Genomic DNA, 14,540 nt, shown 5'->3' with positions numbered 1-14,540 from the left:
CAATAAAACTCGGAATTGGCCATTATATTTCAGTTTTAGCCATTATATTTCAGTTTTAGCCAATATAACGAAAATTTGGCCAATAAACGTTGCACTGATAAACGATCACCACACAACTACGTCTGTTTTCTCCCCCTGATTTTATATTTCGGTGTCGGTGGATTCTCTTCCTTAGAAGGAGGCGTTCCTTTTTGATCTTTTATTTCAATTGGTGTGAATTCTTCTGGCATTCCTGGCATGTTTTTAAGTGGTAAATGATCATAATTTGCTCCTATATTCAATTTACCACTTAACTCTTTAATTCCGAGCGCCCCAAAGTTATTTTGATATTCTAGCTTTTCAATAATAAGTTTCTCAATCGTTACATGCTCCACATGAAGCGATTCTCCTACTTCCTTTTTCTTCACTTCTTCCTGGAGCAGAGCTACTTTCTTCTTCATCGCATCCATTTCTTTGCTACCTGTGATCATAAATTTAAAAAAGGATTTCATCGCCATAGTAACACCCTATTCCTTCTCACTTATGAATGGCCTTTTCCTTCTTCGCATATAGGTGTAAATAACCCCTGTTTTAATACCTATGACGGGGTTGTCCAAAAATGAATGAAAAGGAGGAAAGAAGATGAAATTCAAGTCCACTCAAATTAACATGCCTTATCTAAAAATTAACCAGATCAATAATCTATCCAACCTCTCGTTCTCTTCTACTCAACGAATTGGGGTTTACTCTTCAGTGAAAAAAAACCAGGGATTTGGCTCTCATAATGCAGATCGATGCGTTTTTGTGAATCCAGGTTATATCGTAAATGATTCTGACATCGATGATTCGACCGCCATTAAGTAAAAAGAGCGTTACTTAATATTAATCTTATTTTGTTCTCTTTGAATCCTTGGATAAGTCACTTCTAAAAGTCCTTCCTGAAAAACAGCACTCACACTAGTTTCATCAGCAGGTTCTGGCAGTTCAACCGTTCGTTCAAACTGTCCATAAAACCTTTCCGTTTGAACGACCCGAATGTCTTTGTTATCTGATTTCACTATTCCTTTAATGATGATATGTCGGCCAGAAATCGCAAGGTCAAGGTCCCCTTTTCTTACACCAGGGAGTTCAAACACAAGGACGATTTCGTAATTACTCATATAGATATCCACTTTTGGATACACGTTTTTCGATGAAGGCTGCAAAGGATGGGAAGGATGGGATGGTTTCGTTTGGTTTCCTTTCCCCATATCAGTAAACGGATTCATCATGTTTCCAGGCTGATCATTATCAAAGATACTTGACCAAAAATCATTTCCTTGAAAGCTTTTCGCCATTTCCATCCATTGTTTGAGGCGTTCAGGATCCAACATTCTCACCTCCCAATCAATTCGAAGCTCATAAAGTGAAGAGGGAAACATATATTTCTAACCAGAGGAGGGGTTAAAAATTGAGTTCACCTTCTATAGTTATTAATATTTTCATGTTTAAGATTAATTCCTTTGAAAATGCTTCGGCAGTCAATGTAGGGCAAAACTTCCTGGCAGACTGGAATAACACAGATAAGAAAAATCAAGGTTATGGCCAAAATTTTGGGGATGACAGCGGCTTCTTTGGAACAAGAAGTGTTGTCGATGACCGGGACGGAATCGATATGCCAAGCATTATGGATCCGAACGCAACCAAATACCTGTAAGACAGAGAGGATGAGGCATCATGATTTTTGCACCTACGGTCATCAACTTGTTAGGCTTTAAAGTTAACATTTTGGAACGAAATTCCATGATTAACTTTTCTGCAACGCAACAGGCCGATGTGTTTTTATCTACGAAACGAAACCAGGGATTTGGAGAGGAAAACGGTGACATTACCGCTGTATATATCCCCATCAGCTACGTTGTTGATGCTGATGTAAGTGACTCGAACTCCATTAAGAACAGTGTTGTTTAGAAGATCACTAATCAATAATAACTAATAAAAAGAGGAGAAGGATGTCTGAATCATGCATCCCCCTCCTCTTTTTTAGTTTTTCCGGCTGTTCCTAGACATTCTAAGCAACATTCTTCCCATCGAAAGGATCATCGCGCTAGTAATCCAAAGGATCAACATTGAACCAAAGCCAACTAATGACCACCATGTGTTAATTTGATAGCCTCCTATTGTCACGTACATAGGAACAAAAAGCATCGTTACAATGGCGAGTAAAGTAATAAGCGTACCTGTATAATAATATGCCTTCACCTGGAAAAGATAGGCGAGTGGAAGGAAATGGATACCTACAATTACCGCCATGATTGGGAAAAACCAATCAAAATGTCCAGTGGACTGACAGACGTAGGCAGCTAAAAAGATAAGAAGAAATTCGGTTATAAAAACAAGATTAAACCACTTATAAACATTTTTATTCGTGAACGCCCTCGTATTAGACAAGTCTCTCGAAGCTCTAATTAATGCAACTCCGAAAAAAAACAAAGTGGCACCAATCAAGATAGCTAGAAGCAACAACCATACTGATCGTAATTCTTGTAAACCTCCAATCCCAACATCAGCCCATACAGTACCAAAAAAAGCCATAAACATAACTCCTGAAGCAGTACCTCGTACATCTGATTTTGAAACAGTGGATTCCATTACACACTCCCCTTCCCAAGAAAATTCATCCATCGCTCCTCTCCATTTAACCTTGAATCTCCCGTTTCACAAGCTTAATACATTCTCTTGCTATAACTCTCTCTTAAACCTTCCGCCACCTTTTCTTCTGTCATTCCTGGTAAATTCGTATGCTCAGCTAAAATCTTTGCCGGTTTTGGCAATACCTCTTTTGACGGCCATGACTCGCTATCCCAAAGGTTGGATCGCTTCAATGCTTTTGCACAATGTATAAAGCACTCTTCTACTTTTACTGCGATGCCGAGAAGTGGTACTTTTCCACCTACGTGCATGGTCTTAAGGACTTTTTCATCTTTCATGATCGTCGCCTTTCCGTTTATTCGTAACGTTTCTTCTAATCCTGGAATTAGAAAAATTAACCCAATACGTGAATTGGAGAGAATGTTCATAATTGAATCCAGTCGCTTATTTCCAGGCCGCTCAGGAATAACGAGCCACTGATCATCCATAACTTGAACAAAACCAGGAGCATCTCCTCTTGGCGAACTATCGCAATTCCCCTCTGAATCTGATGTGGCCATCATGAGAAATGGTGACATCGCTAAGAAATTTCTACAGTTTTCATCTATATGAGAAATCACTTTATTCTTAGCCCTTTCACTCGGTTCCCCGACTAACGCTCTCAGCTCTTCCTTATTCGTAATGCCATTTTCTAATTCGAACTTTATCATGTTTGTCCCCCAAGTATGATTATTATCTGTAGAGCCTTTTAACGCTCCTCCAATAAATAGACTCATTATGTATATTCAACGTCCTAAGGCACGAACCCTCCTACAAACGATCGGAAGCAGCACCTTACAAAATGTCATTTATAAGTGACATTTTGTAAGATGCTACATAATATACTGAGAACAACAGGAGGTGCTGATGCTTATTGAAAAACAAAAAAATAAAGATCGCTCGTGTGGAAGCAGATGTTTCTCAAGAAAAATTAGCAGCGATGGTTGGAGTAACAAGGCAAACGATTAATTTAATTGAAAGTGGCAACTATAACCCAAGCCTAAAATTGTGTACAGCAATATGCAAAGTCTTAAATAAAACGTTAGATGATTTATTTTGGGAGGAATGATTCATGAGTGTTGAAAAGCTCGTTAAGGAAACGAAATTAATCATTTGGTTTACGTTATTTGTTAGTTTAGTCCTTTTTGCCACCTGGGTAGTATTGGAAACAACAGGCACTTTCTTTATTAACAACAAAGCCTTTTTAGCGCTATCGCTAATTCCTTTCAGTGCAGCACTCGCAAGCTCTCTTAAACTGATGAAAATAAGAAAGCATCCTCAATGGATGGTTTCTGAGACAGATGAAAGAGTTGTAGCCGAGAAGAATGAAGCCGAAGCGAAAACGTTGAAGGCTCTACAAGGGCTTTTGTTTTTATCCTATTTAGGATACACGTTTGTTAGCCCCGAAGACATCTTTCAATCAATTGGGTGGTGGATAACACTTAGTGTGCTGCTTTTCTCCTTATTCGCTCCATTTCTTTTTCGACATATTCTTAAAAGCTAACCAAGAGTTTATTACAAAAACGGGAGCCTCATGTTTGAGCTCCCACCTTACATTTGCAGGATAAAGGTTAATAAAAATACAACAAAATGTAATTAGAGAACTCCTCTCATCCTAATCACTTTGCCGTCTAATTCTGTTCCGATCTTTTCCATACCAAGTTTATGATAGAATTTTAATGCAGCTAAATTTGAAGGCGAAACTCTTAAATGAAATTCGTTTAAATGGTTTGCAGTAAAAAAATTTGATGCGTACTGATGCAGCTCTTTTCCTATTCCATTCCCACGAAATTCAGGGACCAAATAATATAAGTTGACATACCCAATTTTTCTGCCTTCATATTCTTTTACGGATAATTCAAGCTGTCCGATCCATTCTCCATCTTTTTCTACCATCACAAAACCACTTGGAAATTCATTTATCTTTTCTTCTAGCCTTTTGATGTATTCATTTTCATCTCCAAACTCGGTAAGGTCGCCAAAACTGACGAGAAAGGAATCTTTGCGAAATTGTATAGCTACGTCACGATGTTTTGAGAGATTGATGGTTTTGAAATCCAACATTTCGACACACTTCCCTTATTTATATATAAAACGCTCCCCCATATATTTCTTGCTACTCAGAACATTTTCAATCACTTGTATGGCTTCATAAGGTTGCTCTTCTGGATTAACGTGTTGTATCTCCTTGTCATACCCCTTCTTAAAATTCAAAATGTCCTCTACTGCTTCTTTTGCGCCTACTTCACTTACTCCAACTATTCCGTTACCTAACCCAACACCCATTCCACCATTCCAGGAAACGAGGTTTTGTGGCATTTCCTTTATATGTGCATTGATCAATCCTTCATTTTCCGCAACCTTACTCTGAGCTATGATCAGACGGCCCTTATCATCTGGGCTGCTTTGATCAAGATCATTTAATTGTATGACCGCTTCATTCATATTAAACATGATGGAATTTATCACCTGACCTAAACTTTCCTCTTCTCTCTTCTTTTCGTAAAAATAGTGAGAAGTAAGAAAGATATTCAAAGCCAAAGATAATAGCAGCACAGGTAAGATCGCTGTTTTAGGTTTTTGCTTCATCTAACTCCCTCTTCATTTTTATTTTTCATTCTTAATTCAACTAAAAAGAAGCTTATTGCCGATAAGCTCCTCACTTTATTTCTGCCTATTACATCGATGCTGAAGCAGCAGCTGCCTGGTCAGACTTCACACAATCAATCGCAACAACGAGCGCAATAATAATTGTTTCCATCTTATCGTCTAGGATTTGTACTTTGTAACTGTCGCCCCAGGTGAACCATTCCTTACCCACTTCCGCTATGATTTCATCATCTTGCAACACTTGAAAATCCATGTCCCACCAATTTCCATTCACTTTAATCCCCGCTGCATCAATGGTATAGCGTGCTTTTAAGAAAGAAAATTCCTTCTTAATGGTTAATATTTCCTGACCGTTTACTTCAACTAAAAATTTGGGTAAAAAGCTGAAGACTTTTTTCTCAATAAGGGCTACTTCCTCTCGTGAAGTGTTCATAATGGAGAAAGTCTTTGGAACCTGTAAAAAGCTCCCTTCCACGTAGTATTGATCGTTCTCTTGGTGATCCTTTACTGTATATTTCCCGCTAAGGCTGAAGACCTTCTGTTTTATGTAAAGTTGACTCATACCAATGCCTCCCGTTTGTCTTTTTTATGACTTACGAGTTAGATCGCTGTTTGGTTCCAGAAATGCATGACATTCAACTTAATTCGTTGGTTAATCACTCTTAAACCTAGTAAATGTCATAATATGCTCAAACCACGGTTATCCAAAATAGTGATTAAACCACCAAGAAATAAGACTCATACTCACGATTCCCCATGCTACTGCACTCCAGATCCATAAAATAATAGACCGACTCGCTCGGGCACTTTCTTCAGTTTCACCAGCTGCTCTTATAAATGCTAGCTTACTTTCCATCCTTTTCTTCAAAGACACAAGGATCATCAGTCCAATTGTTGAGAAAATTATTACCATCCAAAGTAAAGTGTACATGGCTGTGCTCTATGCCCCCTCTAATTTGAGATTAATGATCATCACAATCTACAATGCTTTTGTACCAATTATTCCAAAATAAGACAGATAACTCAATCCTCTTTTCTTCCCAACTCAAAAAAGAAGCCCGCAGGCTTCTTTTTGCTAATAGATTAGGAAACCTTCGATTGTCAAGGAAGCGCCTCTTTCTTTACTTCACTCTCACTTGCACCGGCTTGCTTTCTTGAGTACGAATGGTTTTCCGACTACTCTTCTGTAAAGCCGTTCGTTTTATGTTGCTCGTGACATCATGTATCATATCCCCCACATCATGAGCAGACTCGATTAATGGATCAACAGCTTCCATTTTCCCTTTCACATCATCCGAAATTTGATTAGCGGTATGAATCAGTTCCTCCGCTTCTTCTGTAATGCCATTAACTGAATGTCGGACACCTGACAGCGTTTCTTTCGTTTCAGCCAGTGTTGCCATCACTTTTCGTAACGTCAGAATCAAATAGACAACGAGAATGACAAACGCTGCAGCTACAACAACCGCACTCCATCCAAACATTAGGATCACTTCCCTTCTTTTCTCTAAGTCTATGAAGGGGGGTGTTCGGACATTCTATTCGGTACAACTTATCTGAAGGATGGTTCTTGTTCTAACCGTTTTTATTTTTTTTATAAATCACGTAAATCGCATTACCAATCAAGACGAATACCCAAACGGCCAGGTATCCTAATGCGTATGTCAGGTTCAATTCATGTCGAAGGAATGAAATCGTACTAAACGTCCCAAGAAGTCCACCGAGGAGGATCACACTGATACGCCACTCAGAGCGTCTCATCCAATTTCCGAATCGTTGAATGAGAAATTAAAAAAACATCTCCCAAAATATCAATCTTGTCTCCCTTGACACGTACAGCACAATCTTTGTTCGAGGCATAAATATTCATTTCTTCCGATAAGAGAGAAAACTCGCTTTGAACCCCATCAAGATTATTTTCAAGGTCAAAATGAGATAAGATCGAAAAATCATCAAGACCGACTCCGTCATAAACTGAGCTCTGGTCCACTTCATATCCGAAGGTTTTCGAGCATAGCCATTTAGTGGACATATTGATTGCACCCGCACTTGCTCCCATCACAACGGCATTGCTTTCTTTTATTGCTTGCGATAATTCATAGCGCATCAAAAAATCATTTTGTTTCATGGTATCTCCACCTAATAAGAAAAGGACGGAAGCATTTTCAATTTTCGCTAGAGCCTCTCCCTTCTGTACACGATCATTTATTAAGTGATATTCTTCAAAAAAGAGACCAGCCTGATCAAGCCACGAGCGTTCAGTAGCCCCCACTTCTTCATACATAGAAGGATTCGAGCTAATCATAACAAGCGATTTCCTATCCGTTAGCTCCTCCTGTAACACCTCGCTCAGTTTCTTTGGAAAGAAATTGGTAAACCAACCTAAATAATAATGAGTTTTCATATGTGCCTCCGTAGCCAAGTGTTGGATGTAATCATTTATTCCAGATCCATTCTTTCAATTCATTTTTGATCCCATTTCATTTTCCTTCCATAGTGGATTAGCCCACTATATGAATCTCCAGTAATTTCGAGTATCTTACAAAATGCTGGTTCAGTTTTGTAACCTTGTTTTCTAAGAGCTAATACTTTTGGTTGCAGGTCAGGAAACATTTGAAGCAACTGAAATTCAATCATCATATGAAGATAGGCGTTCTGATGATGGACAGGCTCGTTTTGGCCTAATAACTCAAATTCAAAATCATTGAAAACAAACTTCGCTTTAACAACCTCTTTATCTCTTATCGTGGTTCGCTTCATTTTGAAATTCTGTTTATTTCCATACAAAGCTTTTAATTTATGTTCGAATTCATCTAAATTCATGACCTCCATAATCATGTCCAAATCGGAGCCCTCGACATCGACACCAAGTGGGATGGTGCCACACAATGTTGGATGGTAGGGCTCTAATTCGTTTAAAATTCCCAGTTCTTCTATTGCTTTAAATGCTTGCTTCTGTTTATCACTACCTATTCTCATTGGCTTAAATAAGTTATTCTCCCAGTACAGTAGGAACTTATCCATGATCATTGTTTTCCGCCCTGCCTTTCTTCCTTCTCTTATAGAGCACATACATGACATTAGCCATCACCATTCATCATAATCAGGTGGGAGATAGGGCACCTCTTTAAGAAACACGAGTTGACTTCCTGTACTTCCCCCGCTAAATGCCGCTAAAGCTATCACACTCAATCGCCATTCGGAATGAATGAGTTATAGTTTCCAAGGCTCAGCTGCCAATCAATCCCTCTACTAGAACTTCAATATTCACATGGTTCTTCCTACATTTACAGAAATCTTTTCACCTTGTTACGATTATTTCCTTGCTGCCTTTAATAAGTTATGGCTGATGACTAGTGAAAGAGGAATGCAAATAATGACAAATACGATGACGCCGACTGCATCTGTAGCAAAACTGTAAGGTATATATTTATTGTAAATGAATTGAATCATCTTAAAGAATCCGTATAAGATCAAACTAGTAATGAGTAAATAGACTAGTTTACCTAGGAGTTTTTCCATTAAGCTCAGCTCCCTTTCCACTCAATCGCCCAAAACTATCTTCCCAAAACCTTAGTACCAATTATTTCAAAAAACACATCATACCTCAATCTTTGATGACAATTAAGAAGGAGCCTATCTGATTAGATAAGCTCCTTCTTTAGGGAGATTAGAAAATTACTGTTGAGGCTTGGCTTTTTTAGCATGTCTCGACGCTTTTACATCTTCAGGTGTTGTTTTATTGTCTTCTGCTTCTTTTTTCGTAGCTTCATCACCACAAACTACGTGATCTAGCTTATTCTTTAAAGCTTCATACCCCTGTTTTGCTACTAATTCTTTATCATTTTTGTTCTTTTCGTCCCCAAAGTAAGTAGAATCCATGCCAGCATTAAGATGAAAATTAGTATTGGTCGCACCAGGAAGCATGGCTGTTACATTCACGCCTGTTTCACTTAACTCTTCTCTCAAAGCTTCTTTCTGCAAACATAAACCCGAATGCTTTAGAAGGACCATATACCGTTTCATAAGGTGTCGGTAAAGTCGCAGAGACAGAAGAAACAATTAGAATATCTCCCTCTTTATTCGGGACCATATCTCGAACGACACGCTTCGCCATATGTACAGTTCCTTTTATATTAAGATCAATTAATTTCAACTCTTCTTTTAAATCATTATCTAAGAATGAACCACCAATACTCATTCCAACATTCAATACAGCTGAATCTAGCTTTCTATTCTTGCTTTTTACAAACTTCCAAAAGGCTTCTACCCCTTCATACGTTGAGGCATCAGCTTGAAAAGGGTAAGCTTCTACTCCTGATTTTTCAATTTCTTTGGCTGAGTTATAAATGTTCTCACTAGATCCAGACATCGCCACATCATAACCATCGTTCGCAAATAATTTTGCTAACTCAAAGCCCAAACCGGATGTTGAACCTGTAATCATTACAAATTTTCGATCTGCCATCATATTCGCTCCTATCATTTATATGCAAATGTAAACACTATTTTTCACCGGGGTTTCGGTAGCCTAACAATAATTTAATGGTAGGCTTCGTTGAGATTATATTCCCATAAATTTATTAGCGCTAAACATTTAAGAAGAAAATCCTCCGTTTTATTAACTAATATGCGACTTATCAAAAACTTCGTACGGTTTGACCAAAGAACAATAATTAATTCTAATTCTTATACCACAAAAGCACACCATTATTTGAATAACTTATACCAATATAAAGTGGTTCCAATATTAGGATTAGATGACTGCTTTAGTGTGTCAACTCCACCTAGTATAAATCCTTGTTTCTCATAAAATCTGCATGCACCAAGATTATCATCTTGTGCTTCCAAGGACATTCCAATCAATTTTCTTTGTTTTGCCCACTCTTCCGCTTTATTTAAGAGCAACTTTCCGACTCCAATGCCTCGATACTGATTTTTAGTAGCAATGTTTTCAATATAACAAAAACGATTCCAATCCTTAATGATTCTAATTTGTCCTATGCAAGTATTATTCATATATGCTAAAAACATCGTTTTATTATCACGGTTTATGTACTGACTCCAATCAAGTTCGTCATCTGGAAAACGTGTTTCTCTTACTTCATCAAAAAGGACCTCTTTATAAGACCATTTTCCTGATTGTAAACTGGGGACAACTCTACCATATAACTTAAAATAATCATTTGTTTTATTGATATCCTCTATTAACTCCTTATTTAAAGGGTAAATAGTAATTTTACTTTCATTATCCACGACTACACACTTCCTTTTATGTTTTTTGTGAATTCCACAATGATGCCAAAATAACAGTAGACGACTACTAATCCCTCAATTCAAATAATACATCCTCGCTATTTTCCCTTCATGTTTCTCTCCGCTTTCAATTTGAAATTCCTCGCCTTTCTGAAAACCAACCCTCTCCAGAAGAAGAGCAGAGCTTCTATTTTCAATTAGACAGCACGTTTCAAACGATTTAAATCCTAACTCATGTCTACCAAAGTTTACCGCTTGTTTCGCAGCTTTTGTTCCAATCCCTTTCTTCCAGAACGGTGGGGCTACCCAATAATCGATTGCACCTTTACCATCCTGTTCACGTCTAACGGAAATGCTTCCTGCGAATTCTCCATCTACTACGATTGCGAAGGGATAGTGGCGCTCTGCCTGATGTGCTTCCGAAACAATCTCAAACCACTCTTTCGCTCCAGTTGGTGGATATGGTTCGGGTACATTTGTCATTCTCGAAACGTCCTCTATGGATAGGTAATGTTGAATGAGCGGAAGATCCTCTTTTTTAATCAGACGTAGCGTTACATTCATTTACTCAACTCCCGTTAAAATATGGTTCAGAAAGACCTTCTCTTCTGAAAAATCAAATCGCTAAACGCAATTCCAGCTGCTAGACCAAAGGAAGTAAATAACTGATACCCGTCAATGCTGGAAGAAGTGAGTAATGAGACGAGCATGTGAATTGCGCTCAGTCCGGCAAAATATTTAATCAACACACCGATTCGCTCCTTCCGTTCGTGCTTGTGTAGCTTTCTCGTATTCCATACCGCCATCAGAATGAAGTACAGAATGGACAAAAAAAAGTAAGCTAAACACCCAATAATCACTACTGGTGCATAAAGATAAGTATCATTCCAATACATCAAGTAAGCCATCACACCTAAGCTCAATAACGTAAAACTAAATAAAAGCACTGACAGTCGATTTGCTTTCTTCATTTTTTAGCCGCCTCTCTTTCGCTCAGCATCTATTTTCATTTTTTCACTTCCGGTAGATTTTGTCATCTGTTTTTGATAATGATTCATCGGTTAACGCAAAAAAAGGCTAAAGATTCAACTTCAGCCTTTTCACCATTACAGCTTATCGTAAAACGTTCCATTCAAAAGAAGCACAATATCTCCAAGTGCACCGATACAAAAGAAAATAAAATAATAGCTTGCTTTTGTGATTGTTTTATTAAAAAGCTCTTGAAACGCTTGAATAAATAGCTGCTCAAACTTAAACCAGCTTAAAATCCAGGCAATAAGTAAGAAGCTTACGATTGTCATGATGTATCATCCTCCTACTTAACTCAACACGGTTATACCTTTCATTTTATCATATGTCTCTAATCATTTATTCTGGACAGAAAAAGCCGTTCAGTCAGAAGCGGTCCTCGACTAAACGGCTTTCACGTACTATTCTTTTTGATCTGTAATCAACATATGCCCCGGCGCATGGGTGATCATCATTTCAGGCTTAACGTTCAAGCCAACATACTGAGGGGTGACCCCACACGCCCAAAACACAGGGATACGTTCTCCTTCATCAAAAGGAGGGAATTCTCCGTAATCCGGTTTTTCGATGTCCTGAATGCCAATTTCCGAAGGGTGACCGACGTGAATCGGAGCACCGTGCGCGTGTGGGAACTTTGATGTAATCGCAATGGTCTCATCAAGCTCTTCTTTTCGAATGGCTCTCATGCTGACAACCATATTCCCGTTAAACTGGCCCGCTTCTTCGCAAGGGATGTTTGTTTGATACATTGGCACAACAAGACCCATTTCCTGATGAAGAAGGCTAATGCCTCGTTCTACGAGCGCTTTTTCGAACGTAAAGCTACATCCTAATAGAAAAGTGACATAGTCATCTTGCCAAATGTCCTTAAGATCAAAGGTCTCCTTCTCCAACTCTCCGTTTTTGTAAATGCGGTATTTTGGAAGATCTGTACGAATATCTGCATCCGCAATGCGAGGCTTAACCTGACCCGCTTCAAGGACATCAACGATCGGACAAGGCTTCGGATTGCGCTGACAAAATAGGAGAAACTCGAAAGCGTACTTTGAAGGAAGGGTAATCATATTCGCCTGCAAGTAGCCATCGCAGACGCCTGATGTTGTCCCGGTCTCAAGATTGTCGCGATACTTTCGTCGCTGAGTATAAGGCGTTTCCATTAAACCATCTCCTTAAGTTCATAGATTTCAAGAAACTTTGTATTAAAATCGCCTTCTACAAACTTCTCATGATGAAATAATCTCTGATGGAACGGAATGGTTGTTTTCACGCCTTCGATTTTGAATTCCCTAAGCGCTCGCTTCATCCGCTGCATCGCTTCTGTTCGAGTTGCGCCGTATGTAATGAGCTTTGCAACCATTGAATCGTAGAATGGCGGGATCACATATCCTGGATAAACGGCCGAGTCCACTCGAACGCCAAAGCCACCTGGTGGGAGATACGTTTCGACTGTTCCGGGTGAAGGCATAAAGCCATTATCCGGATCTTCTGCGTTAATGCGGCACTCGATCGCCCAACCGCTCATCTCTACTTCCTTTTGCGTGAGGGATAATCGCTCGCCATCAGCCACTTTAATCTGTTCTTTAATTAAATCAACACCCGTGACCATTTCCGTAACAGGATGCTCGACCTGAATGCGCGTATTCATTTCCATAAAATAATAGTTTCCGTCCTGGTCATAGATAAATTCGACTGTTCCGGCGCCGGCATAATGAACGGCTTTCGCTGCTCGAACAGCGGCTTCTCCCATTTCCGATCGAATCGATTTTGTTAAAGCAGGAGATGGCGTTTCCTCGACAAGCTTTTGCATCCGTCTTTGGATGGAGCAATCGCGTTCTCCGAGATGAATGACGTTGCCATAAAGATCCGCGAGAACTTGAATTTCAATATGACGAAAATCTTCAATAAACTTTTCTATATATACCCCAGGATTACCAAATGCCTTTTCCGCTTCCTGCTGGGTCATGTTAATCGCTTTAATTAGTTCCTCTTCTTCTCTTACTACGCGAATTCCCTTGCCGCCACCGCCTGCTGTTGCTTTAATAATCACAGGGAATCCCATTACGTTGGCAAGCTCAAGCGCTTCTTCTTTACTTGAAATAATGCCCTTTGAACCTGGAACGACCGGGACGTTCGCATCCTGCATCGTCTTTCTTGCTACATCCTTTATTCCCATTTGACGAATCGATGCTTTGCTTGGACCGATAAAAGCAATGTTACAATCCTCACACATCTCCGCAAAGTCGGCATTTTCAGCAAGAAAGCCATAGCCTGGATGGATCGCATCCACGCCACTATTCGTAGCAATTGTCATGATATTTCCGACGTTCAAATAGCTATCACTAGAAGACGTAGGACCGATGCAATAAGATTCATCCGCTAATTGCACATGCAGAGCATCGCGATCCGCTTCAGAATAGACGGCGACGGCAGTTAAATCTAGCTCGTGACAGGCGCGAATAATGCGTACAGCAATTTCGCCGCGATTCGCGATCAGTACTTTTTTGATTCCCATCTTATTCCCTCCTAAGCTGGTTTGACAGTAAAGAGTGGCTGGCCAAATTCTACTAGATCTCCGTTTTCTACTAAAATATCAGTAATCTCACCGTTCACATCTGCTTGCACATCGTTAAACATTTTCATTGCTTCAAGACAACAAACGACCGTTTCTTCCTTCACCGTATCTCCTACTTGAATAAAAGCTGGATCATCCGGAGAAGGAGATGAATAGAACATGCCAACCATAGGGGCTTTCACCGTATGCGTTTCTGTTGTTTCCTGTTGCTCTGTCTCTGGAGTAGGAGTTAGATCCTCCTGCCCCCGCTCTGCAACAACGGTAGGAACCTGGGCTTTCGCTTCCTGCTGCTCGCCTGGATTCTGATTTTTCACCTTAACGACAAAACCATCGTGCTCGTAATGGACTTCATCCACTGTTGACCCATCGACATATTTAATCATCTCAATGATTTCTTTTGAACTTAACATGCTGCGTCCTCCCT

26 protein-coding genes are annotated in these 14,540 nt (G+C 39.4%); 5 read left to right on the top strand and 21 right to left on the bottom strand.

The window, feature by feature from the left end; all coding sequences use genetic code 11:
* Positions 1-116: 116 nt before the first annotated feature.
* Positions 117-497, bottom strand: coding sequence for a hypothetical protein (locus PQ511_RS16780; RefSeq protein ID WP_273853064.1), 381 nt, complete (start codon positions 495-497; stop codon positions 117-119).
* A gap of 124 nt (positions 498-621) precedes the next feature.
* Here PQ511_RS16780 and PQ511_RS16775 point away from each other — a divergent pair, with 124 nt between their 5' ends.
* Entirely contained in the window at positions 622-843 is a 222-nt protein-coding gene (locus PQ511_RS16775; protein ID WP_273853063.1) for a hypothetical protein, read from the top strand.
* A gap of 8 nt (positions 844-851) precedes the next feature.
* On the opposite strand, the gene PQ511_RS16770 is transcribed toward PQ511_RS16775, so the two are convergent.
* Entirely contained in the window at positions 852-1,352 is a 501-nt protein-coding gene (locus PQ511_RS16770; RefSeq protein WP_273853062.1) for an Hsp20/alpha crystallin family protein, read from the bottom strand.
* 110 nt (positions 1,353-1,462) lie between these two features.
* Here PQ511_RS16770 and PQ511_RS16765 point away from each other — a divergent pair, with 110 nt between their 5' ends.
* Positions 1,463-1,675, top strand: coding sequence for a hypothetical protein (locus tag PQ511_RS16765; protein WP_226659397.1), 213 nt, complete (start codon positions 1,463-1,465; stop codon positions 1,673-1,675).
* Between the two features lie 20 nt (positions 1,676-1,695).
* A complete protein-coding gene (locus tag PQ511_RS16760; RefSeq protein WP_273853060.1) occupies positions 1,696-1,929 on the top strand; it encodes a hypothetical protein in 234 nt (77 codons plus the stop codon).
* A gap of 72 nt (positions 1,930-2,001) precedes the next feature.
* Here the strand turns inward: PQ511_RS16760 and PQ511_RS16755 are convergent, their stop codons facing one another.
* Together PQ511_RS16755 and PQ511_RS16750 are read right to left on the bottom strand one after the other, a co-directional pair.
* Entirely contained in the window at positions 2,002-2,610 is a 609-nt protein-coding gene (locus PQ511_RS16755) for a DUF7010 family protein (protein ID WP_273853059.1), read from the bottom strand.
* 74 nt (positions 2,611-2,684) lie between these two features.
* Positions 2,685-3,320 carry a pyridoxamine 5'-phosphate oxidase family protein gene (locus PQ511_RS16750; RefSeq protein ID WP_273853058.1) on the bottom strand — a complete coding sequence of 212 codons (636 nt, stop codon included), beginning with the start codon at positions 3,318-3,320 and terminating at the stop codon, positions 2,685-2,687.
* 203 nt (positions 3,321-3,523) lie between these two features.
* Between PQ511_RS16750 and PQ511_RS16745 the strand changes: the two genes are divergently transcribed.
* Entirely contained in the window at positions 3,524-3,718 is a 195-nt protein-coding gene (locus PQ511_RS16745; protein WP_273853057.1) for a helix-turn-helix transcriptional regulator, read from the top strand.
* Positions 3,719-3,721: 3 nt separating this feature from the next.
* On the top strand, positions 3,722-4,153 hold the full coding sequence (locus PQ511_RS16740; RefSeq protein ID WP_273853056.1) for a hypothetical protein: 432 nt from the start codon (positions 3,722-3,724) through the stop codon (positions 4,151-4,153).
* Between the two features lie 92 nt (positions 4,154-4,245).
* Here the strand turns inward: PQ511_RS16740 and PQ511_RS16735 are convergent, their stop codons facing one another.
* The 17 genes from PQ511_RS16735 to accB form a co-directional block, all read right to left on the bottom strand.
* Positions 4,246-4,713 (bottom strand): GNAT family N-acetyltransferase, encoded by a 468-nt coding sequence (locus PQ511_RS16735; protein ID WP_273853055.1) that lies wholly within the window; start codon positions 4,711-4,713, stop codon positions 4,246-4,248.
* Positions 4,714-4,728: 15 nt separating this feature from the next.
* Positions 4,729-5,238, bottom strand: a complete 510-nt coding sequence (locus PQ511_RS16730) for a hypothetical protein (protein WP_273853054.1) — start codon at positions 5,236-5,238, stop codon at positions 4,729-4,731.
* Positions 5,239-5,326: 88 nt separating this feature from the next.
* On the bottom strand, positions 5,327-5,821 hold the full coding sequence (locus PQ511_RS16725; protein ID WP_273853053.1) for an LURP-one-related/scramblase family protein: 495 nt from the start codon (positions 5,819-5,821) through the stop codon (positions 5,327-5,329).
* Between the two features lie 138 nt (positions 5,822-5,959).
* On the bottom strand, positions 5,960-6,190 hold the full coding sequence (locus PQ511_RS16720) for a hypothetical protein (protein WP_273853052.1): 231 nt from the start codon (positions 6,188-6,190) through the stop codon (positions 5,960-5,962).
* A gap of 190 nt (positions 6,191-6,380) precedes the next feature.
* Positions 6,381-6,743 carry a DUF948 domain-containing protein gene (locus tag PQ511_RS16715; RefSeq protein WP_273853051.1) on the bottom strand — a complete coding sequence of 121 codons (363 nt, stop codon included), beginning with the start codon at positions 6,741-6,743 and terminating at the stop codon, positions 6,381-6,383.
* A 263-nt stretch (positions 6,744-7,006) separates the two neighbouring features.
* Positions 7,007-7,663, bottom strand: a complete 657-nt coding sequence (locus PQ511_RS16710) for a Type 1 glutamine amidotransferase-like domain-containing protein (RefSeq protein ID WP_273853050.1) — start codon at positions 7,661-7,663, stop codon at positions 7,007-7,009.
* A 59-nt stretch (positions 7,664-7,722) separates the two neighbouring features.
* Complete coding sequence (locus PQ511_RS16705; RefSeq protein WP_273853049.1) at positions 7,723-8,289, bottom strand: DUF4269 domain-containing protein; 567 nt, start codon at positions 8,287-8,289, stop codon at positions 7,723-7,725.
* A gap of 285 nt (positions 8,290-8,574) precedes the next feature.
* Positions 8,575-8,781, bottom strand: a complete 207-nt coding sequence (locus PQ511_RS16700; protein ID WP_273853048.1) for a hypothetical protein — start codon at positions 8,779-8,781, stop codon at positions 8,575-8,577.
* Positions 8,782-8,937: 156 nt separating this feature from the next.
* Complete coding sequence (locus tag PQ511_RS16695; protein ID WP_273853047.1) at positions 8,938-9,228, bottom strand: SDR family oxidoreductase; 291 nt, start codon at positions 9,226-9,228, stop codon at positions 8,938-8,940.
* Positions 9,209-9,727: an SDR family NAD(P)-dependent oxidoreductase gene (locus PQ511_RS16690; protein ID WP_273853046.1), complete on the bottom strand. Its 519-nt coding sequence runs from the start codon at positions 9,725-9,727 to the stop codon at positions 9,209-9,211. Before PQ511_RS16690 ends, PQ511_RS16695 begins: the two co-directional genes overlap by 20 nt.
* A 242-nt stretch (positions 9,728-9,969) precedes the next feature.
* A complete protein-coding gene (locus tag PQ511_RS16685; protein ID WP_273853045.1) occupies positions 9,970-10,515 on the bottom strand; it encodes a GNAT family N-acetyltransferase in 546 nt (181 codons plus the stop codon).
* A gap of 75 nt (positions 10,516-10,590) precedes the next feature.
* Positions 10,591-11,079 (bottom strand): GNAT family N-acetyltransferase, encoded by a 489-nt coding sequence (locus PQ511_RS16680; RefSeq protein ID WP_273853044.1) that lies wholly within the window; start codon positions 11,077-11,079, stop codon positions 10,591-10,593.
* 26 nt (positions 11,080-11,105) lie between these two features.
* Positions 11,106-11,486, bottom strand: coding sequence for a hypothetical protein (locus tag PQ511_RS16675; RefSeq protein WP_273853043.1), 381 nt, complete (start codon positions 11,484-11,486; stop codon positions 11,106-11,108).
* A 135-nt stretch (positions 11,487-11,621) separates the two neighbouring features.
* A complete protein-coding gene (locus tag PQ511_RS16670) occupies positions 11,622-11,816 on the bottom strand; it encodes a hypothetical protein (RefSeq protein ID WP_273853042.1) in 195 nt (64 codons plus the stop codon).
* 129 nt (positions 11,817-11,945) lie between these two features.
* Entirely contained in the window at positions 11,946-12,701 is a 756-nt protein-coding gene (locus PQ511_RS16665; RefSeq protein WP_273853041.1) for a putative hydro-lyase, read from the bottom strand.
* Complete coding sequence (accC, locus tag PQ511_RS16660; protein ID WP_273853040.1) at positions 12,701-14,056, bottom strand: acetyl-CoA carboxylase biotin carboxylase subunit; 1,356 nt, start codon at positions 14,054-14,056, stop codon at positions 12,701-12,703. The genes PQ511_RS16665 and accC overlap by 1 nt, the downstream gene beginning before the upstream one ends.
* An 11-nt stretch (positions 14,057-14,067) precedes the next feature.
* Positions 14,068-14,526 carry an acetyl-CoA carboxylase biotin carboxyl carrier protein gene (gene accB / locus PQ511_RS16655; RefSeq protein ID WP_273853039.1) on the bottom strand — a complete coding sequence of 153 codons (459 nt, stop codon included), beginning with the start codon at positions 14,524-14,526 and terminating at the stop codon, positions 14,068-14,070.
* Positions 14,527-14,540: the final 14 nt, after the last annotated feature.

This window comes from Guptibacillus spartinae, assembly GCF_028610625.1.
Lineage (GTDB): Bacteria > Bacillota > Bacilli > Bacillales > Guptibacillaceae > Guptibacillus > Guptibacillus spartinae.
This window is presented reverse-complemented; position numbering and strand designations above follow the sequence as displayed.